This window comes from Halomonas sp. LES1 (assembly GCF_031846005.1).
In the GTDB taxonomy this organism is placed as follows: domain Bacteria; phylum Pseudomonadota; class Gammaproteobacteria; order Pseudomonadales; family Halomonadaceae; genus Halomonas.
The window spans coordinates 79,010-100,487 of record NZ_JAVRGC010000009.1 but is presented as its reverse complement, the minus strand read 5'-3'; the positions used below and the strand labels follow the sequence as shown (position 1 = coordinate 100,487).

Genomic DNA, 21,478 nt, shown 5'->3' with positions numbered 1-21,478 from the left:
GTGCACCTCACGCATAGTGACGCGTCTCGCCCGGGCCATCCGGCAGATTGCTGATGCAACGGCCGCAGAGGTCGATATGCGCGGCGTGGCTGCCCACATCCTCGCGGTGGTGCCAGCAGCGCTCGCACTTCTGGTTCGGGCTCTCGTTGACGGCGACCTTGAGGCCCTCGAGCTCGGTGGCCTCGGCCCCCTCAGGCGCTTCACCCTCGGCCAGCGGCGCCAGGCGCACCTCGCTGGTCAGCATCACGAAGCGCAGCTCGTCGCCCAGCTTGGCCAGCGTGGCGTGCAGGGCATCGTCCACGTAGAGGGTGACCTCGGCGGCCAGGCTGCCCTTGATCGCCTTGGCGTTTCGGGCGTCCTCCAGGCACTTGTTGACCGCCTGCTTGACGTTGAGCACCTGCTCCCAGAAGTCGCGGCCCATCTCGGCGTCATCGGCCAGGGTCTCGAGCCCGGTGTAGTACTCCTCGAGCAGCACGCTGTCGCCGCGCGTCCCGGGGATATGCTCATGGATCTCCTCGGCGGTGAAGCTGAGGATCGGCGCCACCCAGCGCGAGAGCGCCTCGACCACGTGATAGAGCGCGGTCTGGGCGCTGCGGCGTGCCACCGAGTCGGCCTGGGTGGTGTACTGGCGGTCCTTGATCACGTCCAGGTAGAAGCCGCCCAGTTCGCGGGCACAGAAGCCGTGTACCTGCTGGTAGACATCCAGGAAGCGGTACTCCTCATAGGCGGTCTCGATGCGTGCCTGCAGCTGGGCGGCGCGGTCCACCACCCACTGGTCCAGGGCCAGCATCTCATCGAATGGCAGCGCGTCACGCTGCGGCTCGAAGCCGTTGAGGTTGGCGAGCAGGAAACGCGAGGTGTTGCGGATGCGGCGATAGACATCGGCGGTGCGCTTGAGGATCTCGTCGGAGACCGCCATCTCGCCGGAGTAGTCGGTGGAGGCGGCCCACAGGCGCAGGATGTCGGCGCCGAGCTTGTCCATCACCTGCTGGGGGGCGACCACGTTGCCCACCGACTTGGACATCTTGCGGCCCTGGGCATCCACGGTGAAGCCGTGGGTGAGCAGGCCACGGTACGGCGGGTGGCCGTCGATGGCGCAGCCGGTCAGCAGCGAGGAGTGGAACCAGCCGCGGTGCTGGTCGGAGCCCTCCAGGTAGAGGTCGGCGCGCGGGCCGCTCTCATGGCCGTGGGGGTGCGAGCCACGCAGCACATGGCGATGGGTGGTGCCGGAGTCGAACCACACGTCCAGGGTATCGGTGACCTTGTCGTAGTCGGCGGCCTCCTCGCCCAGCAGCTCGGCGGGATCGAGGCGGAACCAGGCATCGATGCCCTCGGCCTCGACACGCTTGGCGGCCTCCTCCATGAGCTCGACGGTGCGCGGATGCAGCTCGCCGCTGGCCTTGTGCAGGAAGAACGGGATCGGCACGCCCCAGTTGCGCTGGCGGGAGATGCACCAGTCGGGGCGGTTGGCGATCATGCTGTGCAGGCGCGCCTTGCCCCAGGCCGGGGTAAAGCGGGTGGCCTCGATGCCCTCGAGCGCTCGCTCGCGCAGGGTGCGACCATCCTTGCCGGCCACATCCATGCCCACGAACCACTGGGCGGTGGCGCGGTAGATCACCGGCGTCTTGTGGCGCCAGCAGTGCATGTAGCTGTGGGTGATCGGCTTGTGGGCCATCAGCGCACCGACCTCCTCAAGCTTGGCGACGATCTGGGGGTTGGCCTTCCAGATCATCTGGCCACCGAAGAACGGCAGGCTGTCGACGTAGACGCCGTTGCCCTGCACCGGACTCTCGATCTCGTCGAAGGTCATGCCGTGGGCGCGGCAGGTCACGAAGTCATCCACGCCGTAGGCCGGCGCCGAGTGGACGATGCCGGTGCTGCCCACCTCGGACTCCACGTAGTCGGCCAGATAGACCGGCGACAGGCGCTCATAGAGCGGATGGCGGAAGCGGATGCCGTCGAAGGCCTCGCCACGGGCGGTGGCGACCACCTCACCACTCAGGCCGAAGCGCTCCAGGCACGACTCCACCAGCTCCTCGGCCAGCACCAGCAGTCGCTCGCCGGTGTCCACCAGGGCGTAGGTGAACTCCGGGTGCATGTTGAGCGCCTGGTTGGCGGGAACGGTCCAGGGCGTGGTGGTCCAGATGACCACCGCGGCCGCCTTGGGCAGCGCCTCCAGGCCGAAGACGGCCGCCAGGCGGTCCGCGTCCTCGACCGGGAAGGCCACGTCGATGGCGTCGGACCGCTTGTCCTGGTACTCCACCTCGGCCTCGGCCAGCGCCGAGCCACAGTCGAAGCACCAGTTGACCGGCTTCAGTCCCTTGAACACATAGCCGGCCTCAACCATGTCGGCCAGGGCGCGGATCTCGCCCGCCTCGTTGGCGTAGTCCATGGAGCGGTAGGGGTTGTCCCAGTCGCCGATCACGCCCAGGCGCACGAAGTCCTTGAGCTGCTCCTGGATCTGCTCGGCGGCATACTCGCGGCACAGCTCGCGGGCACGCTCGGGCTCCAGCTGCTTGCCGTGGGTGGTCTCCACCTTGTGCTCGATGGGCAGGCCGTGGCAGTCCCAGCCGGGCACGTAGGGGGCATCAAAGCCGGCCAGGTTCTTCGACTTGACGATGATGTCCTTGAGGATCTTGTTGACGGCGTGACCGATATGAATGCTGCCATTGGCGTAGGGAGGGCCATCGTGCAGCACGAACAGCTCACGACCCTGGCGCGCCTCGCGCAGGCGGTGGTAGATATCCTGCTGCTGCCACCGGGCCAGCCGCTCGGGCTCGCGCTTGGGCAGCATGCCGCGCATGGGGAAGTCGGTTTCTGGCAGGTTCAGAGTGGGCTTGTAGTCGCTCATATTCTGGGGATCAGCCGTCGTCATGGTCGGCGGAGATACCCGCCGAGGAATCGAGTGTCACGGCCTCGCGCGCCAGCGGCGCCGATGCCAGAGGAAGAGAATCATCGTTACCGAAGGTCTCGGGGTGCCGAAAAAAGTAATCGCGAGCACGCTGCTGGTCGAGGCCAATCTGATGCTTGAGCGCCGCGAAGTCGTCGAACTTCACCTCGCCGCGCAGCTTGGCACAGGGCATCACCACCAGCCGCGCGCCGTAGAGGTCACCGTCGAAGTCGAACAGGTGCACCTCGAGCACCGGCCGCACGCTGCCCACCGTGGGCCGCCAGCCGATATTGGCCACCCCCGGCAGACGGCGACCATCGGGCAGCTCGGTCAGTACCGCATAGACCCCATGCAACGCCAGGGAACGCATCGGCTGGGGCAGATTGGCGGTGGGCACGCCGATGGTACGGCCGAGCTTCTGGTCGGCCACCACGCGGCCGCCCAGACGATAGGGCCGCCCCAGCAGGCGTGCCGCGGCCTCGAAGTTGCCGCTGGCCAGCAGGGTGCGAATACGGCTGCTGGAGACCCGCTCATCGTCGATGGTGAAGGTGCGGGTATGCTCCACGCCGAAGCCTTCGGCCTCGCCCACCGCGGTCAGCAGATGGAAGTCGCCACGGCGGTCGCAGCCGAAGCGGAAGTCATCGCCCACCACCAGGTGGCGCACGCCCAGCCCCTGGATCAGCACTCGCTGGATAAAGGCCTCGGCGGTCAGGCTGCGCAGGGCATCGTTGAACGGCAGGCAGAGCACACGCTCCACCCCCGCCTCGCCGAGCAGGCGCACCTTGTCGCGCAGGCGAGTCAGCCGCGGTGGCGCCTGGTCTTCGGCGAAGAACTCGCGGGGCTGTGGCTCGAACACCACCACCGTCACCGGCAGGCCGAGACGCCGGGCCTGTTCGCGACACTGCTCGAGAATCGCCTGGTGCCCGCGATGGACGCCATCGAAATTGCCGATGGTGGCCACGCAGCCACGATGCTCGTCGCGCAGGTTGTGCAGTCCTCGAATCACTTGCATGGCGTGCTGGAGCCCCGCTCGGCGTCGAATGGTGGTTAAATCGTCGATTATACCGGACAGACGGCCCCTTGACAGCCGGGCCAGCCTAGCCCTTCATTCTGAAGTGCCTGATCCGCACCCCGGTGGCGGCCAGCCAGATGAAGTAGAGGCCAGCACCACCGATCACCAGCGCCGCCAGCCAGGCGACACGCTGCCAGACGCCCCAGCCGAGCCACGCCTGCCAGTCGGGGGAGAACCACCAGAGGCCAAGTCCCATCACCGCGCAGCCACCCAGCAGCTGTACCGCATAGCGGCCCCAACCCGGCTGGAACACCAGCACGCCCTGCTTCCTGAGCAGCCAGCCCAGCAGACCGGCGTTCATGAACGCCGAGAGCGCGGTGGCCAGCGCCAGGCCGGCGTGGGCCAGGGGCCAGATAAGGATCAGATTGAAGACCATGTTGGCGACCATGGCGATGATGCCGACCTTCACCGGGGTCTTGGTGTCCTGGCGGGCGAAGAAGCCCGGCGCCAGCACCTTGATCAGCATGAAGGCCACCAGCCCCAGCGAGTAGGCCCGCAGGCTCATCGCCGCCATGGCGATATCGCGCTCGGTCATGGCGCCGTAGTGGAACAGCGAGATCAGCAGTGGCTCGGCGAGCAGGACCAGGGCCAGGGCCGCGGGCAGCCCCAGCAGCAGCACGGCACGAATCGCCCAGTCGAGCATGGCGCTGAAGTGCTCGCCGGACTGCTCGGCATGGCGCCGCGACAGGGCCGGCAGGATCACGGTGCCGATAGCGATGCCGAACACCCCCAGCGGCAGCTCCACCAGGCGGTCGGAGTAGTAGAGCCAGGAGACGCTACCCGCCGCCAGCAACGAGGCGAGCACGGTATCCAGCAGCAGATTGATCTGCGATACCGAGACGCCGAACAGCGCCGGCACCATCAGCTTCATGACCCGCTTGACGCCGGCATGGGCGAAGCTGGGCCAGGGCCGCGGCGCCAGCCCCAGCCGCACCAGGAAGGGCACCTGGAAGGCGAGCTGGGCCACACCGGCGATCAATACCCCCCAGGCCAGCGCCATGGCCGGCTCGCTCATCAGCGGTGTCAGCAGCAGCGCCGCCCCGATCAGCGAGAGATTGAGCAGCACCGGGGTGAAGGCCGGCACCGCGAAGCGGTTCCAGGTGTTGAGCACGCTGCCGGCAAAGGCCGTGAGCGAGATCAGCAGCAGGTAGGGGAAGGTGAGGCGCAGCATGTCGGCGGTGAGCGCCAGCTTGGCCGGGTCACGCCCGAAACCGGGGGCGAACACCCATACCAGCCAGGGGGCGGCGAACATGGCCAGCGCGGTCAGCAGGAACAGCACCGCGGCCAGGCTACCGGAGACGGCATCGAGCAGTTCGCGCACCTCGCGTCGGCTGCCCCGGGTGGCGTACTCCGAGAGCACCGGCACGAAGGCCTGGTTGAAGGCGCCCTCGGCGAACAGCCGGCGCATGAAGTTGGGGATCTTGAAGGCGACGAAGAAGGCGTCGGCCCCCTGCCCCGCGCCGAACAGCGCGGCGATCACCACGTCACGCGCCAGGCCCATCACCCGCGAGAGCATGGTCATAACGCTGACCACCAGGCCCGAGCGCATCAGCCCACCGCCCTTGGGGGCCACTACCCTGTCGTTCTCGTCCACCGCTGCCGGTGGCGCCTGTTCGCGATCCGCCACGTCTGTTCCTCGGCTTGATAACTAACGGCCACAAAAAAACCGGCCGCAGCCGGTTTTTTCACGAGATCCCGGCCAGCGGCCGGTTCTCGATGGCATCGGACCGGCTTAGGCAGCCAGGGCCTTGATGCGCTTGTTCAGGCGGCTCTTCAGGCGCGCGGCCTTCTTCTTGGAGAGCACGTCCTTGTCGGCGATGCGGTCGATGACCGGCTGCGCCTTCTGGAAGGCGGTCATCGCCTCGGCGTGATCACCACCGTTGATGGCGGTGATAACACGCTTGATGTAGGTGCGGACCATGCTGCGCTGACTGGCCTTCAGGACACGACGACCTTCGGCCTGACGGGCGCGCTTGCGAGCTTGCTTGCTGTTTGCCACTTGCTGTCTCCTTGGAGATTCTTCGCCGCCCGTGTAATGACGGCTGCGATAACGTATTGATCCGGCAGCAAAGATTCATCTTTACCGCCGGTTTGGCCATCTGGCCGACCGCTGCTGGTGCGGCGATCGTTCACGGGCCGTGTCTGAGAGGATGGCGCATCCTACCATAGCCCGGGCGGGGCTTGCCATAGGTCCTGGTCTATAACACAGGACTATCGCAGTTACCGACAGGTTGATAGCGAAAGGCGCCGGGGACAGGTCGGAGAGGGGGTCCGAGGACCAGGGATGGCCGAGGTAGCCTACAAGGAAGTACTCGTAGCGCCCCCTCGACGGCCTGTCGCCGGAACAGCCTTGAGCGATGCTGTCATCTGCAATCGCCCCGGCCTACAGCACCACCAGGTTGTCGCGGTTGATCAGTTCCGGCGCTTCCATAAAGCCGAGGATCGCCTCGATCTGGTGGCTTGGCTGCCCGATGATGCGCTGCGCATCGTCGACCCCGTAGTTGACCAGCCCCTTGGCCACCCGCTCACCCTGCTCGTCGACACACAGCACCATATCACCGCGCCGAAACTGCCCCGCTGCCGCCCTCACCCCGACCGGCAGCAGGCTGGAGCCGCTTTCGCGCAGCACCTTCACCGCGCCGGCGTCCAGGGTCAGGGTACCCCGCACCTGTAGCTGCCCGGCCAGCCAGCGCTTGCGCGCCGCCATGGGGGCCTGGTCGGGCCGCAGCAGGGTGCCCAGGCGCTCGCCATCGACCAGCCGAACCAGCACATCGGACTGGCGGCCGCTGGCGATGGCGGTGACGGCACCGGAGCGCGCTGCCAGGCTGGCGGCACGAATCTTGGTGGTCATGCCGCCACGCCCCAGGGCCCCGCCACCGCCGGCCACGGCCGCCAGGGCCGGATCGTCGGCACGCCCCTCGGCGATCAGCCGGGCCTCGGGATTCGCGCGCGGGTCGGCGTCGAACAGCCCCTCCTGATCGGTGAGGATGACCAGGGCATCGGCCTGCAGCAGGTTGGCCACCAGGGCCCCCAGGGTGTCGTTGTCGCCGAAGCGGATCTCGTCGGTGACAACGGTGTCGTTCTCGTTGATCACCGGCACCACCCGCAGGTCGACCAGGGTACGCAGCGCAGAGCGCGCATTGAGATAGCGCTTGCGGTTGGAGAGGTCATCGTGGGTCAGCAGCACCTGGGCGGTGAGCAGATCATGGCGTGCGAAGTGGCCCTCGTAGCACTCGGTGAGGCCATTCTGGCCTACTGCGGCCGCGGCCTGCAGCTCATGCACCGCCGAGGGGCGCGCCTGCCAGCCGAGTCGCACCATGCCCGCGGCCACGGCGCCGGAGGAAACCAGCACCACCTCGATGCCACGCCGATGCAGCGTGGCGATCTGATCGACCCAGCCGCCGATCGCCGCCTCGTCGAGATCACGACCGTCGTTGGTCAGCAGGGCGCTGCCGATCTTTACCACCACCCGGCGGGCACCCGTCAGCGCCTCGCGCCCCATCACCTGCTCGTCACTGTCCATTCGACCCATCCGCCTCGTCCCTTAGGGCGCATACTCGACTTCGACATCGTAGTCGTCGTCATCGAAGTCATCATCATCCTCGCCGGAGGGCTTGCGCTTGCGACCCAGGCGTGCCTCGGTACGGGCCACCGCCTCTTCCTCCATGCGCTCGCGCATCTCGCGGGCGCGCTCGGCGGCCTCCTCATCCTCGTTCTCCAGGCGACGCTGCTCGGTGAGCCAGCGGTAGGCCGCCTGCACCAGCGCATCGGTGCCATCGCTGCCGATCGCCGAGACACGAAACACCGGGCCCTCCCAGCCCAGGCGACGCACGATCTCGTCGGCCGTGGCCTCGCGCTCCTCCGGCGGGAGCAGGTCGAGCTTGTTGAGCACCAGCCAGCGCGGCAGCTCGGCCAGAGCCGGCGAGAACTCGCCCAGCTCGTGGATGATCGCCTCGGCGGCCTCCACCGGGTCGGACTCGTCGAAGGGCGCCACATCCACCACGTGGAACAGCAGCCGGGTACGGGTCAGGTGCTTGAGGAAGCGCAGCCCCAGGCCGGCGCCATCCGAGGCACCCTCGATCAGCCCCGGCACATCGGCCATCACGAAGTGCTCGTGCAGGCCGAGCTTCACCACCCCCAGGTTGGGCACCAGGGTGGTAAAGGGGTAGTTGGCCACCTTGGGCTTGGCCGCGGAGACAGCGCGAATCAGCGTCGACTTGCCCGCGTTGGGCATGCCCAGCAGCCCAACGTCGGCCATCACCTTCATCTCCAGACGCAGGTTGCGGCGCTCGCCATCGGTACCCGGCGTGGTGCGACGCGGCGCCCGGTTGGTGGAGGACTTGAAGTGGATATTGCCGAGCCCGCGGCGGCCACCCTGGGCCACCAGCACCACCTGGCCGATCTCGGTGACGTCGGCGATCACCTCGAGGGTGTCCTCGTCGATCACTGTGGTGCCCACCGGCACCTTGATGTGCAGGTCCTCACCGGCCTTGCCGCTCATCTGCCGCCCCATGCCGGGCTGGCCGTTCTGGGCCTTGTAGAAGCGCTGGTACTTGAAGTCGATGAGGGTATTGAGGGCGTCGTCACCGATCAGGTAGACGCTGCCACCATGGCCGCCATCGCCGCCGTCGGGGCCGCCCTTGGGCACGTATTTCTCGCGCCGGAAGCTGAGGCAGCCGTTGCCCCCCTTGCCGGCTTCCACAATGATCGAGGATTCGTCGACGAACTGCATCTGTCACTCTCCAGGCGGCATATGCCGCCATGATACAAGAAGGCCCCGCCATGGCGGGGCCTTCTCGCGGCAAGAATCAGGTGTCTCAGGCAGAGACGACGCTGACAAACTTGCGGTTCTTCGGACCCTTGGTCTCGAACTTGACCACGCCTTCGTCCAGAGCGAACAGGGTGTGGTCCTTGCCGATACCGACGCCGGTGCCGGCGTGGAACTTGGTGCCGCGCTGGCGAACGATGATGTTGCCGGCGGTCACGGCCTGGCCACCGAAGAGCTTGACGCCAAGGCGCTTGGATTCAGAATCGCGACCGTTACGGGTAGAACCCGCTGCCTTCTTATGTGCCATGGTATAAACCTCCGTTCAGGGGGATGGACCGCTTAGGCGGAGATCCCGGTGATCTTGACTTCAGTGAACCACTGGCGGTGGCCCTGACGCTTCATGCTGTGCTTGCGGCGACGGAACTTGATGATGGTGACCTTGTCGCCACGGCCGTGGGAAACGACCTCGGCAGAGACCTTAGCACCGTCAACCAGGGGCGCGCCGACCTTGACCTCGTCGTCGCTGCCGACCAGCAGCACTTCGTCGAAGTCGATGGACTCGCCGGTCGGGACTTCGATCTTCTCGAGCTTCAGGGTCTGGCCTTCCTGAACGCGGTACTGCTTGCCACCGCTCTTGATAACTGCGTACATGCTTTTCTCTCCAGGACTCATCGGGTTGGGCTCTTCGTCGGCCTGCTTCGAGTGGCGCCCCTTTCGGCAACCATCTGACAGGGAGCGAGATGAGTGGGTCGCGAATTATAACGACAGGCGACCCGACAGACAACCCGCGAGATGGGCGTTTCTGCCGCCGCCTTGACGCCCCCGAGGTCGCCCCATAGCATGGCCGGCAATCCAAGGCCAGCAGGGGGCCGCCTCGCCCCGGCCCAACCGACTGTTGATACCGCCTACATGCCCATCCACGCTTCCGCTTCCGACACCGCCCCCTCCCCGATCCACGCCGTCGTGGCCGAGGACTTCGCCGCCGTCAACCGCACCATCATGGCCAAGCTCGGCTCACGCATCCCGCTGGTCGAGACCATCGGCCAGCACATCATCGTCAGCGGCGGCAAGCGCCTGCGCCCGCTGCTGGTGCTGCTGGCGGCCCGCGCACTGGGCTACCGGGACGAGCGGCATATCACCCTGGCCACCCTGATCGAGTTCATGCACACCTCCACCCTGCTGCATGACGACGTGGTGGACGAGTCGCATTTGCGCCGCGGCAAGGCCACCGCCAACGATGCCTGGGGCAACGCCCCCTCGGTGCTGGTCGGCGACTTCCTCTACTCGCGCTCCTTCCAGATGATGGTCGAGGTGGGCTCCATGCGCATCATGGATGTGCTCTCCTCCGCCACCTGCGTGATCGCCGAGGGCGAGGTGCAGCAGCTCACCAACGTGGGCAACCCGGATATCGACGAGGCGGCCTACTTCGAGACCATCCAGGGCAAGACCGCCATGCTGTTCGAGGCGGCCAGCCATAGCGGCGCCATCCTCGCCGAGGCCACTCCCGAACAGGAGACCGCGCTGCAACTCTATGGCCGCTACCTGGGCCTGGCCTTCCAGCTGATCGACGATCTGCTCGACTACCAGGGCGACGCCGAGGCGATGGGCAAGAACGTCGGCGACGACCTGGCCGAGGGCAAGCCCACCCTGCCGCTGATTCAGGCCATGGCCAAGGGCACCCCGGAGCAGACCAAGGTGATCCGCAAGGCGATTCGCCAGGGGGGCCTGGATCACCTGCAGGAGGTCCTGGAGATCGTCAACGCCACCGGCGCCCTGGAGTACACCCGCCAGCGCGCCGTGGAAATGGCCGACCTGGCCCTGGCTCAGCTCGAGGCGCTGCCCGAAAGCCCCTACCGCGACAGCATGGCCGAGCTGGCCCACCTCGCAGTGGATCGCCAGGCATGAAATCGCTAGGCATGAAAAAGCCAGGCGGGGTTGCATTTTCCCGCTAGCTGCGTAAACTACGCTGCGTCGATCAGGGACACCCCCTCGAGAACGACATCGGAGTATAGCTCAGCTTGGTAGAGCGCTGCCTTCGGGAGGCAGAGGTCGTAGGTTCGAATCCTGCTACTCCGACCAAGAACATCAGTAAAAACGGCCACTTAGCTCAATTGAGCGGTGGCCGTTTTTCGTTGCTGAGATTCTAGGTAGCAAATAGGTAGCAAGCTGCGAAGCCTGCCTTCTGACTAGACCAACCCATGCGATACGACTCAAAGCCCCCTCAACAGGGCCGAAAGCCCTCCTCGCCGACTCAAGGCGCCTCTTAGCGGCATGGATCGACTGGAAGGCCCCTTGCCCCACGAGCCACCGTGAGGATGCCCCAAGCCAATCTACCGCTGTAAGATGAGCATCAGTGTCAGACCAAGGCTGGCGGTCTGATTCCGGCCCATGGATCACCGAGGATACCGGGAGCCATGATCTCAGTCGCGGTTAGCCATGACATCGAGCGCGCACTGCTGGAACTCCTGGGCGGAGACTCTGGCTCCAGTGCAAATGCGCTGATCCATGACGGCATACCACTATCCGCTCTCGACAGGCTCAACGAGTTCGGTCTTGCCCCGACCGAGATTGGCATCGTTAGCTCACGTGCACTCCGACAGCGGCGCATCCAAGGGAAACCGCTCACCCTGCGCGAAGGCGACTGCCTGTACCGTGTGGCCAGGCTCGCCCTGCAGGCTGATGTGTTATTTGGCAGCCGTCAAAAAGCACTCGCTTGGTTGCATCAGCGGCGACATTCCTTAGGCGGTCACAGCGCGCTGCACGCCGCTTTCACAACACTCGGCCTACTGGCGGCGGAGGAGTTACTCGGTCAGCTGAAGCATGGATATTGTGCCTAACCGACCTCCCAAATCTTACACGGCTGATTCACTCAACTTTTGTTTGCTGCATGAGATAGCCTGCCATCACCTCACGATATGCCGCCGCGTACCGCTCGGCATCTTCCAGCGCACGATGCGTGGCAGGGATCTCCCTTAGTTTTCTCACCATCTCTTCTGCCAGCTCGGCCCCCAGCGCACCATATAACTCGAAAACATCAGTCAGCAGAAATGAGGGCGCCATCCCTGCTGCCTTGAACAGCCGATCAAGCCAAAAGCCGTCGAACGACAACGCGTCGCAGTAGACTCTCTCGACACCCAGCATGTCATTCAGCCGACAGGCTGCATCGATGACGCTGATGCCTGCTTCGAGAAGCTGGGTATGCGTGATGCCATGCAGAGCCTCGGCCTGCTTGTCCCAATGGAACCAGGTGTCTATCGGGTAGATCAGGAACTCATCACTGTTGCCCAGTGTATCGGCCCAACCAATTTCGATGGGAAAGCTATCCGGCTTCTGGAGTCCTGATGCCTCGACATCAAGGAAGGTGAGCAAGGGCAGATTGCTGAAAGCGTTGGTTGTATCCATGAAACCGGTTATTTACTCTTCTCGCGAACGGTCAGCGTCAGTGCGCAGGTGCAAGACAGAAATCCAGCCTGCTCGGGTAACTAGCTTAGCATCGATCATGGCCGATACAGCTCTCGCTCTGCCACTTACCAGCTACCGATTCGATCCCAAAGCTTCGGTTTCCGACAGTTATGAGTATGCTGTTTTGGTCACTTTCGCTCCAAGAAAAAGAATCTTCCAGATTGCATACGGCCGCTATCGGCCAGAAGCGGAAGTTCAGTGTAATCTGATATAATTCTACACATAAATAGCGCGAGGAACGAGCGTCCGGCGTCCGAAGGGAGCGCATTTGCTGTGATATATTATATGCCCCGTGACATTCTCTCCAAAAACTTCTTCAGAAAACTCACTAGCGTGTGAAATTATCGAGCTGATCACGCAATTCATATGCCGATTGTATTCCACTGAATTTCAAACAACGTCAAAAGCAGACTAAATCTTTGCAGAGCATTTTGTTCCTCAGGCGATAGCCAACTAACCCCAGAAGCGATCATTTCTATGCCTGCTATCTGAACCACAATAATTCCTTTGGTGTACAAAGTTGGCGTTCAGCCTAACTTGACGTCGACCAAACGGAGCGGCAGCGAAGGAGGGGTGGGGGAGGACAATTCAGGCGCCGGATTGCAGCGCAATTATTGCATGATATTATTTTTAATGACACAACTGTGACACCGGTTTCCACCATGTCGCTAAAATCATAAGCACTCCAGCTAGAGTTACACTTAACAACGATACTGTCCACCACATTTCGGCACGTTTCGGCCACTGCCACACTGGTATATTTGGCACCTCATCATCAGGCTGTATTTCTTTATGCTCAATTAAACGCTCAATCTGTGTAGCTTTCCATTCAAATTTGACTCGGGTCATTGCAAGTGATGCACCACTAATTATCACCAAGGTAATAATTAACGATATAAGCCCAGAGGGTGCAGCCTGTACGGTATTCGCACCCAAAATAATTATCAACCCACCGAGCCCGGCCGCCACCCAAATAGTCATATGCTCTCGGCGTTGATATTGGTTAAGACGCAACCTATACGTCTCTTTTCTAACCATATTCATTTGTGCTTAAAACTGTTGACAAAAGAAGCGGAGTGTGCAAGATATGCAACTAAATCGTCTCTAGTCAGCGCTGGATGTTCGTACTTAGCACGACTTATAGCAGCTATGATCGCTAGCTCTGAGAATAATGCCAAAAATCTAGGGCTCAATTCCTCTGGCCACGCCATGAATATACTATCCAATTCATTTCTAAACTCGTCAAAATCCATCTGTGGAACTGAACCCAAGAATTCATTTGATCTTCCTATGCCAGCATCAATCCCTGCTTCAATAGCTTTCTGATCGGTTACCATAACCTCTTCCTCCTATCAGGGGTGTGCTGTAATTAGTGACTTAGAAGCCATATACGCATTGTTAGGGGTCTATGGAATCACTGGCCAAAACATGACCAGCCCCAGTCGATGTGCTTCGCTACAAATTCAATCGCTTTTGGCTCGCAATAGTTAACTTCATCCTTAGCTTGCCAAGGAACTGATAGCCCTTTCTCCGAACTATAAATCACTCTACATGCATAGTTTGGATGGGCACTAGGCGCTTCTAATACTATCTGCCTAGGCAGGCCAGAGTTAGTACAGATAAATGACGCAGCGACAGAGCTAGATATTTTTTCCTGCTCCGTCACATCTGCTAATTCAATATGATTCAGTGTGTGTAAACCAATTTGTCCCGCATCCGCTTCAGCGTTTTTTCCATGGGTCCTTGTATTCGTTTTTTGGACTAGATCATATGCAGGAGCACCAGTTCCTATATAAGTCAATACAACAGCAGGCGCTATTGTTGCTTGGCTTTGAAGCGTGTTAATATCCCAGGTTATTGCCCATTGGTCATGAAATACAGACATTGCATTCATACCTGGGATTCGAGACACACTTGTCATAAATGCTCCACGCTCATGATTCCAATTTGCCTCCTTGTAGGAAGACCAATTGCCAACATGAGGCCTTCTTGGATCTGTTTTAAGGATATCAACCAGTGGCTTTCCTTCTCTATCAAGTTGAATATTGCCAGCTTCATCCCTTATGTACGCCTCATTTGGAGGAGAACAATCTTCTCCAATGGTAGTCATGCAATACGCCTCACCCCTTGAAGCACGCGCATCCAATTCATGCGTTGTAACCCGTCTATAGCCATCTTGGACCAAAACCATTCCGCCAGAACGTAAAAAACCTTCCCTGATCGCAGCCTCGTCTCCACCACTTGCAGCAACAGCAACGCCACCAATTGCTCCAGTCACAAGAGTCTTTTTGGTTAACTCGCCAGCCGTATTAGAAGGTATATCCCCGACTGCCCCAAAAGCAGTGCTTGTGGCTCCTGTGATTATCCCCACCTTTATGGCCAAGTCGGCATCACCAGTCTCTTTATACGTATACCAAGCCGCATAAGCTGCTGCTCCTCCAGGACCACCATAAGCGGTTGCTGCGACTTGGCCAACTGTATTAATTATTGAGCTTTCTTGCGCGGCTATGGCTGCATTGTTCTCGATGTGCCGCAAGGGGTCTGTGCCAAGATGCCATATTGCGTCAACCACCTTTCCTTCACGTGCTCTTTTTTCCGCATCGGACAAGGTTTCCCCAACACCGTGCATATGTCTTTCTGTAAATTTGCCAATGGCGTGCACAGTTTCTTCAACGTTTTTTAATCCTCTGTCTGCTTCCTTAATCGTGTCATCAATCGCCTTGACTAAGGTTTTTGCTATATCCCCGTGTGGCTTACCTGTAGTTACTGTTTTGACCGTATCATCAACGAAGTTGCCCGCCTCTTTAGCTCCTTTCTCAACTGTCTTTTTAGCCTCATTCTTTACATGTTCCGCAGCCCCGCAAATATCGCCACCACAATTTGGAAGAGACTCGCCAACATCCTCCACATGCTCATGCAAAGATTTTCCTGTCAAATCTTTTACGGGGTCCCATGCAAAGGAGAACGTCGTAATGAATGACAAAGAAATAAGGAACACCTGTTTGCCAAGATTCATTTTCTTTATGTCCATTTGCTCTTGCTTGGTCACGATTTATCGTAGCCGCCTAACAGTGATTAAACTGTACACTCTCTTATCGGCTATCGTGCAGGCGCGTTCAAGTCAATAACAATAGAGCGCTCAGTTTCGTCTATAACCTCATGAATCTTATGGATATTAAGTATAGATTATTAAAATAACACTGATGAACGCGCTCAGCATTTTCAGGAACGCCAGCTGTGGGCCGTCAACTGCCTCAATCACCCCATCAGCATAGGCTAAGGTTCCTCGATCGGCCAGAAGCGGAATTTCAGAGTAATCTGATATAACGCCTGCATTGATCGGTAGGCGCCAACGCTTCCCCAAACGCCGAGGGCGCAAGATTAGTGAGTGGCCGACAAGCTTTCACTGGCCGCTTCAACGCATAGTTATGCGTGCAGGAGTTACCAGTCGTGGCCACGGACTCTCCGATCATGAAGTATTGCCCAAATGTAAGAAGGGCCCCGTACCTTGTCGTTAATTTCTCCGGGTCCGTCCAAGGGTACCTCTTCGAGAGCTTTCTCGAATTCTCTAATTCCAAGATCCTGCTCAGCCCGATCAGTGCGAAGATAGTCACCTAGCACTTCGTAAGTGAACGGCTTGCCGGTGATGGTTTCAAATTTCTCGCCGGCATGGCGCTCAATCCTGACCCAGACTTCTTGAATCGAGTAGCGATTCGTACTCATAGTTGCCATTCTCCTGGGAGATAACGAGACTGTAGAAAAAAGTTTCGATCTATCTGACGCCTCACATTGATCGATAGTTGTACCGAAAATTGTGTAATGACCCCCTGGTTTCTGCACACCCTAGGCGGCTAATGCCGGGTGTGCTCGGGGTGCCACATAGTCCAGAGACTGATGTGGCCGCTCTTCGTTGTAGTACCGGATCCAGCGATCGATCACGACCCTGGCTTGGCCCAGAGACTCGAAACGGTGCTGCCAGATGCACTCTTCCTTCAAGGAACGAAAGAAGCGCTCGACGAGCCCGTTTTGCTCAGGGGTATACGGCGTCGTGAACTCCTGCGTTAGCCCATACGCTTTCACCGTGCCCGTGTAGTGCCGGCTGCTGAAGACCAGGCCGTTGTCGGAGCGTAGTGCCAGCGGTTGCTGAACGCGTCCCAGCACTCCCAGCCGATAAATTAGCGCCTCCTCCGCGGTTTTGCTGCTGCCATTGTCCGATAATCGCCAGCCGAGGATCTCACGCGTGCAGCAGTCGATGATCACCGCCAGGCTAGCTCGTCGATCCTTGCCACACCACACGTGGGTGAGGTCGGTCGCCCATCGCTCATCAGGCCTCAAGGCGACGGACGGCAGACTCCTGGCACGCGGTCGGAAGCCCTGAGGCCGCTTGCGTACCTGCCAGCCTTTGAGCTGCATAATGCGCTGGATCGGCTTGCGGTTCTCACCCAGGACGCATGCCAGGCGGCGATAGCCATAGGTAGGGAACCGTTCCAGGGCCAGCTTCACCCGCGCTGCCAGATCGGTATTGATGGCCCGCTGCCTCGGCTTGGGCCGGTAATACAGGCTGCGCCGGGGGAAGCCCAGCCAGCGGCAGAGCTTAACGAGCGATACCTCATGGCCTTCCTCGGCCAGTTGCGCCTGCAGCGACCTTACGAGTTCTCGTCCTCGTCGAGCAGGCGCTTGAATTTTTTTAGCGCATAGATCTGCAGATGGGCCTCGCCCAGTGCCTCCTTGGTCTCTCGGAGCTTGGATTCATACTGCTCACGGATGTCCTTGGGGCGGGCCTTAAATCCGTTCTCCATGCTGCGCTGGGCTTCATCGATCCAGCCTTCGACCTCGGAGACGGTGAGATCGTACTGGCGAGCCACCTCAGCGGTCGTGGTCTTGCCCTTAAAGATGTCCATGACCACGGCGGCTTTGCGCTTCGCGGTCCATCGCTTGATGGGGTTGTCGTCGCTCATCCTGTCCTCATGATGGCTGCACTATACCCTGTGCAGCTATGGAGGGGGTCACTTCAATTGAGCCCTTTCGCAAAACCTGTAAACAAACAACAAATTAAGGAAATAAATAAAAGACATCCACTTTCTTGATCTCTGCCGCTGACCGTTTGGCCGGCTAGATACCATAGGGGTTCGCCCAGCAGGCGATACATAAGCGAGAAAGCAGGAAGGAAAGTGGGCGTCCTCTCCTTTTCTTACCTCTTACCTGCTCCCGGATGAACTGATGAAGAAGCTCCTTGGCGGGAAGCAAAGGATAACTCCTATGGTTCAACTGATCATCCGTGACCCCACCCTTATTAGCGATTTCATACATCTCGCGCATGCCATGGAGCGGTGCTAACAAATTCTCCGCTTCCCTCTTTTAGCTCAATCAAGCCAATACGTTCCAGGACCTGAACTTGCTCAAATATACGCTGCCCAAGGTCATTTAGCCGAACCCCAAACTCATAGCTTATGAACTCTCCACCGCAATCTTCTCCATAAACTGCTTGACCATTTTGGAGCTCTAATTGTATAAATGGAGAATCTTCACCTTCATCCCAAGACAATTCACCTTCACACTCGTCATCTGCAAAAAAGTCCAAATATGTATACATATCCTGAAGATCATCAACATTGCTCATATGCTGCCAATGCTCCCTGAGTGTGACCCACTCGCTCCCGGCTTCTATCAATCGTTCCTGAATGAATAGCTGCGCTCTAGTTTTAGACTGCCAATCCCAAAAAATTATTTGATGCTCAGCATCTCGAACATCCGCGGTACCGAAGTGCCACACTAGGTTGTAATCTCTAATGCAGAGTCGCACTTCCTCATCTTTCGCATCAAGTGCTCTTTTCCACTCATCTAGGTTCGAGCGCTCCAGCAACAATGAGAATGCCTGTTCATCCAAAGGGCTATCCTTTGAAACTTCGACTATGGCAGTTTCTTGTTCTAGATAAAGAATGTCGCGTCCCCATCTGTCTTCCACATATCTCTGGAGGTTTAGTATTAAAAATTGATCTACGCTCTCGACATAAACGACGAGATATGTTGACATTGGCTGCAGAAACCAAAATTTAAGGTGTGCTGTCATTAAGCGAACCCGTACAAATTCGGCTCGCTCGTATTTTTCTTGCGGAAGGGTTTCTTTCATAACCCCCTTCATTTGAAACCATATTAAAGCTGCTGTAACCCTTTCCGATCCAGACTTTCTTTTCTCAGTAAGGTGAAGCCCTATATCCCGTGCACCCTTATCGTTTTCATACTGAACAATTTCTCCAAAGTTGGCTGCCAAATTCCGAAATTTGGCCATGTATTTTCGCTCAAATTAGTCTGTCCGACCTACTACAGGCATTTGGTACCAATCCCTTATTGGCTACAGTTGTTAGACTGCTTATCTCATGATTAGAGTAACTTTCCGGCTGCATTTTCTGAAACGGCCACTTTGGATCGTTGGCTATCTCAGCCTATCCCTACAGCCTAGTCTGACGTTCCCCATCGGCCAAGAGCAGCCATTGAGAGTTCATGGAATGAAAAACTATCAGTCCCTAAGAATACTTAAAAAACAAAAAAGCCCTAGAACCATCTTCTCTATGAAGAAAATAACTTCTTAGTAATATCGACTGCAATTTCTCGGCCTTCCTTAGTATTCAAAGCTTGCCGGAGTAGCTTTATGAGCTTTGTCCCAAAAGTTTTGTACCAGACTCCCTTGGGATACACTGCCATATCTGACTTACTCTTCTCAATAGCCCTCTCAATTTCTTCAGTATCTTTGGGGTCGAGCCTCAGCTCTTCTTCTAATTTTGAAACTCTTTTCTGCAACTCGTTCAGCTTCTGAACCAAAGCATCTTTCTCATCTTCCTTAAAATATTCATCTTGATCATCAATGTTCTCATCAATATTTTCTTGAAATTCATTTACCAGTTCATCAACATCAGTGCCTACAACTTCTCTTGAATGAATGAGGTCTTCACGAACATTTTTCACCCAAACTGGTATTCTACTCACTGCAGACCATATGTCCGAATGAACATGAATTTCATCATTCCTGTAGTCTCCAGGGCTCTCCGTTGTCCTTAACACCTTTTTGTAACTGCTATCTTGTAGCGAAATAGCTATAGCAACCTTATTACCCTCATAGCTCTCATCAATTATAAACGAATATCTTGGTGCTGCTCGAAAAAATATTTCGGCAAGCGTAGAGGAACCGCCTGGAAAATCAACATCAAAATCATCGCGACAGAATTCATCAGAATCTAAGTTGGAAATTATCGTAGTTATAATTGCACTTTTTAAATTAGCCATCATCACCACGCATCAATTGAAGCTAAAGTGAAGCAGTAAGTTCAGCACCTACCTCGTTGTCAACTTTTGGCCGGGTCGCAACTGATTGCCGGCTCCAGCACACGTTGAGCATGTTCTGGACCATCCTATAGATTCCACCCGACGAGGTCCACACCATGAACACTCCAAAAACCATTACCCCCGTGCCCTGGAACAAAGGCAAGCTAGTTGGTCAGAAAACACCACTTCGGCTCAAAGACATCTGGGCCATTCGTGTCAGACTGCAGCTTGCTGATAAGACACGGGATCTGGCACTATTTGAGCTAGCAATCGATAGCAAACTGCGAGCCTGTGACTTAGTCAAGTTACGCGTCCGAGATGTATCCCATGGCAACCATGTGTCTTCAAGAGCCATCGTCACACAGCAGAAAACGAAAAGACCAGTACAGTTTGAGATAACCGAGCAAACTCGCACTGTCCTAGAAGAGTGGATACTGGTTGCACATCTCCGTAACGATGATTATTTATTCCCAAGTCGCCTGAAAAGCTCATGTCACTTGTCTACTCGGCAGTACGCGCGCATCGTTAAATCATGGGTAACCGCTATTGGCTTGGAGCCTTCGGCCTACGGTACTCACACGTTGCGACGCACCAAGGCAACGTTAATTTACCGCCGAACGAAAAACCTGAGAGCCGTTCAGCTTCTCTTAGGCCATACCAAACTCGAAAGCACTGTGAGATACCTTGGTATAGAGGTGGATGACGCGTTGGCCATGGCCGAGCAGACGGAGGTCTAACCGTAGCTAGCGACGGCATAGCGGTTATGCCGTCGCTATGCTGCCAGAAGCAGACGCTTAGACCATACTGACATAACGCCGCATTAACCGGCTTATCCGGCACATTGATTTATTAAACATCACCTTCTAGATTTATTTCTTTTGCGTTAAAAAATTGTCCGCCAGAGGCTGTTTGCTGAACCCAGTCGGCAACTTTAACTTTAAACCCCTTTTTTGCGTAGTCTTGCGCAACAGACTCAAGATATTCTTCATTTACATGAAAACTAGCAAGCTTTAGAACCTCGATTCCAACCTGCGTCAAAAGATAGACCTCAGCTATTACGGTTTTCTCCTGATCTTCATGCTCCAGAAGCATTATCCTATTGCTGGCAACAAGTGGTAGAAAAAACTTATTAGCATCTCTTGATTTGTAGGTAGTGTTCAGCCCAACTGCTTCAACTCCGGAGAGAACTCCGACATCTTGCAAGAAAAGTAGATGAGAAAAATTCAATCCTTCTTTTTCTAAAAACTCCTCCTTTTTTCGGTAGATTCGTTCTCCTATTACGAACCTAGCAGCTTTGCTAATCAGTTCTGCTTCTGTTTTCGAGAGACCTTTTAGGAATTCAAGCGTCCGCATTGAATACGATCCTGGCTGCTTTACTTCTCCCGCCAGAATCCTGCCCCATAAATCTTGAAGCTCACTGGCTGATACCCTCCCGGCATAATCCCTCCAAGAGTATAACCAATCATCTTCTATTGGCTTGTCGGATGGCTCTTGCTCATCTCTGCTCAGGATATCTTCTGCAACCATTACCGACTTGGCTACATTAGTTTCCTTTCTTATTGATTCCGAAAAATTAGTATTTACAACGCTCGCCGCTAACTCAGCCAGATCAAGTCTAGGCTCTACTTTCTCTTGCTCATCAGCCACATCGTTAGAGCTTTCCACAAGCCTGATGTCAGAGTTTATCTGAAGCCTTGCCGCACCAGACTTAATTGACTCTACTTCTCTCTCAGCCTGAGCCAGAAGCAACATTTCTCGTCTACGTATTTCTGTACGTGTGGCGGCAATACGCTTTTCATGCCAGGGTGCAAGTAGTGCACCCACTCCCTTATCTGCAAGAGTCTCCCACATTTTTATAAGTAATTTTTCCCCAGGATAATCCATATTCTTCCTTTATGCCCTGAATTCAGCCGATAAACGTGTCTGCTACCGAACCTTTGCAGCTATGTCCGCTTAGGGTCGACAG

Annotated in this window: 21 protein-coding genes and 1 tRNA gene; 4 read left to right on the top strand and 18 right to left on the bottom strand. The window is 57.7% G+C overall.

Translation table 11 applies throughout. The features are described 5' to 3' along the window. Positions 1-7: 7 nt before the first annotated feature. The 8 genes from ileS to rplU form a co-directional block, all read right to left on the bottom strand. Positions 8-2,851 carry an isoleucine--tRNA ligase gene (gene ileS, locus RM463_RS16170; protein WP_311430600.1) on the bottom strand — a complete coding sequence of 948 codons (2,844 nt, stop codon included), beginning with the start codon at positions 2,849-2,851 and terminating at the stop codon, positions 8-10. 10 nt (positions 2,852-2,861) lie between these two features. Next, entirely contained in the window at positions 2,862-3,902 is a 1,041-nt protein-coding gene (gene ribF, locus RM463_RS16165; protein WP_311430599.1) for a bifunctional riboflavin kinase/FAD synthetase, read from the bottom strand. An 85-nt stretch (positions 3,903-3,987) separates the two neighbouring features. Beyond that, on the bottom strand, positions 3,988-5,511 hold the full coding sequence (murJ, locus tag RM463_RS16160; protein ID WP_311430646.1) for a murein biosynthesis integral membrane protein MurJ: 1,524 nt from the start codon (positions 5,509-5,511) through the stop codon (positions 3,988-3,990). 183 nt (positions 5,512-5,694) lie between these two features. Further along, the gene (gene rpsT, locus RM463_RS16155; RefSeq protein ID WP_132044187.1) at positions 5,695-5,961 is read right to left on the bottom strand and encodes a 30S ribosomal protein S20; all 267 of its coding nucleotides are present in this window, start codon (positions 5,959-5,961) and stop codon (positions 5,695-5,697) included. A 384-nt stretch (positions 5,962-6,345) separates the two neighbouring features. Further along, positions 6,346-7,485, bottom strand: coding sequence for a glutamate 5-kinase (gene proB / locus RM463_RS16150; RefSeq protein WP_311430598.1), 1,140 nt, complete (start codon positions 7,483-7,485; stop codon positions 6,346-6,348). A 21-nt stretch (positions 7,486-7,506) separates the two neighbouring features. Further along, the gene (cgtA, locus tag RM463_RS16145; RefSeq protein WP_311430597.1) at positions 7,507-8,694 is read right to left on the bottom strand and encodes an Obg family GTPase CgtA; all 1,188 of its coding nucleotides are present in this window, start codon (positions 8,692-8,694) and stop codon (positions 7,507-7,509) included. A gap of 85 nt (positions 8,695-8,779) precedes the next feature. Further along, positions 8,780-9,037, bottom strand: a complete 258-nt coding sequence (gene rpmA, locus RM463_RS16140; RefSeq protein ID WP_132044181.1) for a 50S ribosomal protein L27 — start codon at positions 9,035-9,037, stop codon at positions 8,780-8,782. Between the two features lie 32 nt (positions 9,038-9,069). Then, a complete protein-coding gene (gene rplU, locus RM463_RS16135) occupies positions 9,070-9,381 on the bottom strand; it encodes a 50S ribosomal protein L21 (RefSeq protein WP_132044179.1) in 312 nt (103 codons plus the stop codon). Between the two features lie 258 nt (positions 9,382-9,639). Between rplU and ispB the strand changes: the two genes are divergently transcribed. The 3 genes from ispB to RM463_RS16120 all read left to right on the top strand — a co-directional run bounded on the left by ispB (position 9,640) and on the right by RM463_RS16120 (position 11,567). Beyond that, entirely contained in the window at positions 9,640-10,635 is a 996-nt protein-coding gene (gene ispB / locus RM463_RS16130) for an octaprenyl diphosphate synthase (protein ID WP_195689241.1), read from the top strand. A gap of 97 nt (positions 10,636-10,732) precedes the next feature. After that, positions 10,733-10,809: transfer RNA gene (locus RM463_RS16125), tRNA-Pro, on the top strand. Positions 10,810-11,144: 335 nt separating this feature from the next. After that, positions 11,145-11,567: an antitoxin Xre/MbcA/ParS toxin-binding domain-containing protein gene (locus RM463_RS16120; RefSeq protein WP_311430596.1), complete on the top strand. Its 423-nt coding sequence runs from the start codon at positions 11,145-11,147 to the stop codon at positions 11,565-11,567. A 28-nt stretch (positions 11,568-11,595) separates the two neighbouring features. Here the strand turns inward: RM463_RS16120 and RM463_RS16115 are convergent, their stop codons facing one another. The 9 genes from RM463_RS16115 to RM463_RS16075 all read right to left on the bottom strand — a co-directional run bounded on the left by RM463_RS16115 (position 11,596) and on the right by RM463_RS16075 (position 19,476). Further along, positions 11,596-12,132, bottom strand: coding sequence for an exonuclease domain-containing protein (locus RM463_RS16115; protein WP_311430595.1), 537 nt, complete (start codon positions 12,130-12,132; stop codon positions 11,596-11,598). Between the two features lie 690 nt (positions 12,133-12,822). Further along, positions 12,823-13,173, bottom strand: coding sequence for a hypothetical protein (locus RM463_RS16110; RefSeq protein ID WP_311430594.1), 351 nt, complete (start codon positions 13,171-13,173; stop codon positions 12,823-12,825). Between the two features lie 59 nt (positions 13,174-13,232). Next, positions 13,233-13,529, bottom strand: a complete 297-nt coding sequence (locus tag RM463_RS16105; RefSeq protein WP_311430593.1) for a hypothetical protein — start codon at positions 13,527-13,529, stop codon at positions 13,233-13,235. A gap of 77 nt (positions 13,530-13,606) precedes the next feature. Continuing rightward, positions 13,607-15,241, bottom strand: a complete 1,635-nt coding sequence (locus tag RM463_RS16100) for a hypothetical protein (RefSeq protein ID WP_311430592.1) — start codon at positions 15,239-15,241, stop codon at positions 13,607-13,609. 392 nt (positions 15,242-15,633) lie between these two features. Next, on the bottom strand, positions 15,634-15,915 hold the full coding sequence (locus RM463_RS16095; RefSeq protein ID WP_311430591.1) for a hypothetical protein: 282 nt from the start codon (positions 15,913-15,915) through the stop codon (positions 15,634-15,636). A 120-nt stretch (positions 15,916-16,035) separates the two neighbouring features. Beyond that, positions 16,036-16,833, bottom strand: coding sequence for an IS3 family transposase (locus RM463_RS16090; protein WP_311430645.1), 798 nt, complete (start codon positions 16,831-16,833; stop codon positions 16,036-16,038). 5 nt (positions 16,834-16,838) lie between these two features. Then, positions 16,839-17,150: a DUF1153 domain-containing protein gene (locus tag RM463_RS16085; protein ID WP_311430590.1), complete on the bottom strand. Its 312-nt coding sequence runs from the start codon at positions 17,148-17,150 to the stop codon at positions 16,839-16,841. A 344-nt stretch (positions 17,151-17,494) separates the two neighbouring features. Beyond that, a complete protein-coding gene (locus tag RM463_RS16080; protein ID WP_311430589.1) occupies positions 17,495-18,481 on the bottom strand; it encodes a DUF4365 domain-containing protein in 987 nt (328 codons plus the stop codon). Between the two features lie 278 nt (positions 18,482-18,759). Further along, a complete protein-coding gene (locus tag RM463_RS16075; protein WP_311430588.1) occupies positions 18,760-19,476 on the bottom strand; it encodes a hypothetical protein in 717 nt (238 codons plus the stop codon). 152 nt (positions 19,477-19,628) lie between these two features. Between RM463_RS16075 and RM463_RS16070 the strand changes: the two genes are divergently transcribed. Beyond that, the gene (locus tag RM463_RS16070) at positions 19,629-20,249 is read left to right on the top strand and encodes a tyrosine-type recombinase/integrase (protein WP_311430587.1); all 621 of its coding nucleotides are present in this window, start codon (positions 19,629-19,631) and stop codon (positions 20,247-20,249) included. 112 nt (positions 20,250-20,361) lie between these two features. On the opposite strand, the gene RM463_RS16065 is transcribed toward RM463_RS16070, so the two are convergent. Beyond that, positions 20,362-21,396, bottom strand: coding sequence for a DUF2806 domain-containing protein (locus RM463_RS16065; protein WP_311430586.1), 1,035 nt, complete (start codon positions 21,394-21,396; stop codon positions 20,362-20,364). Between the last annotated feature and the right edge of the window lie 82 nt (positions 21,397-21,478).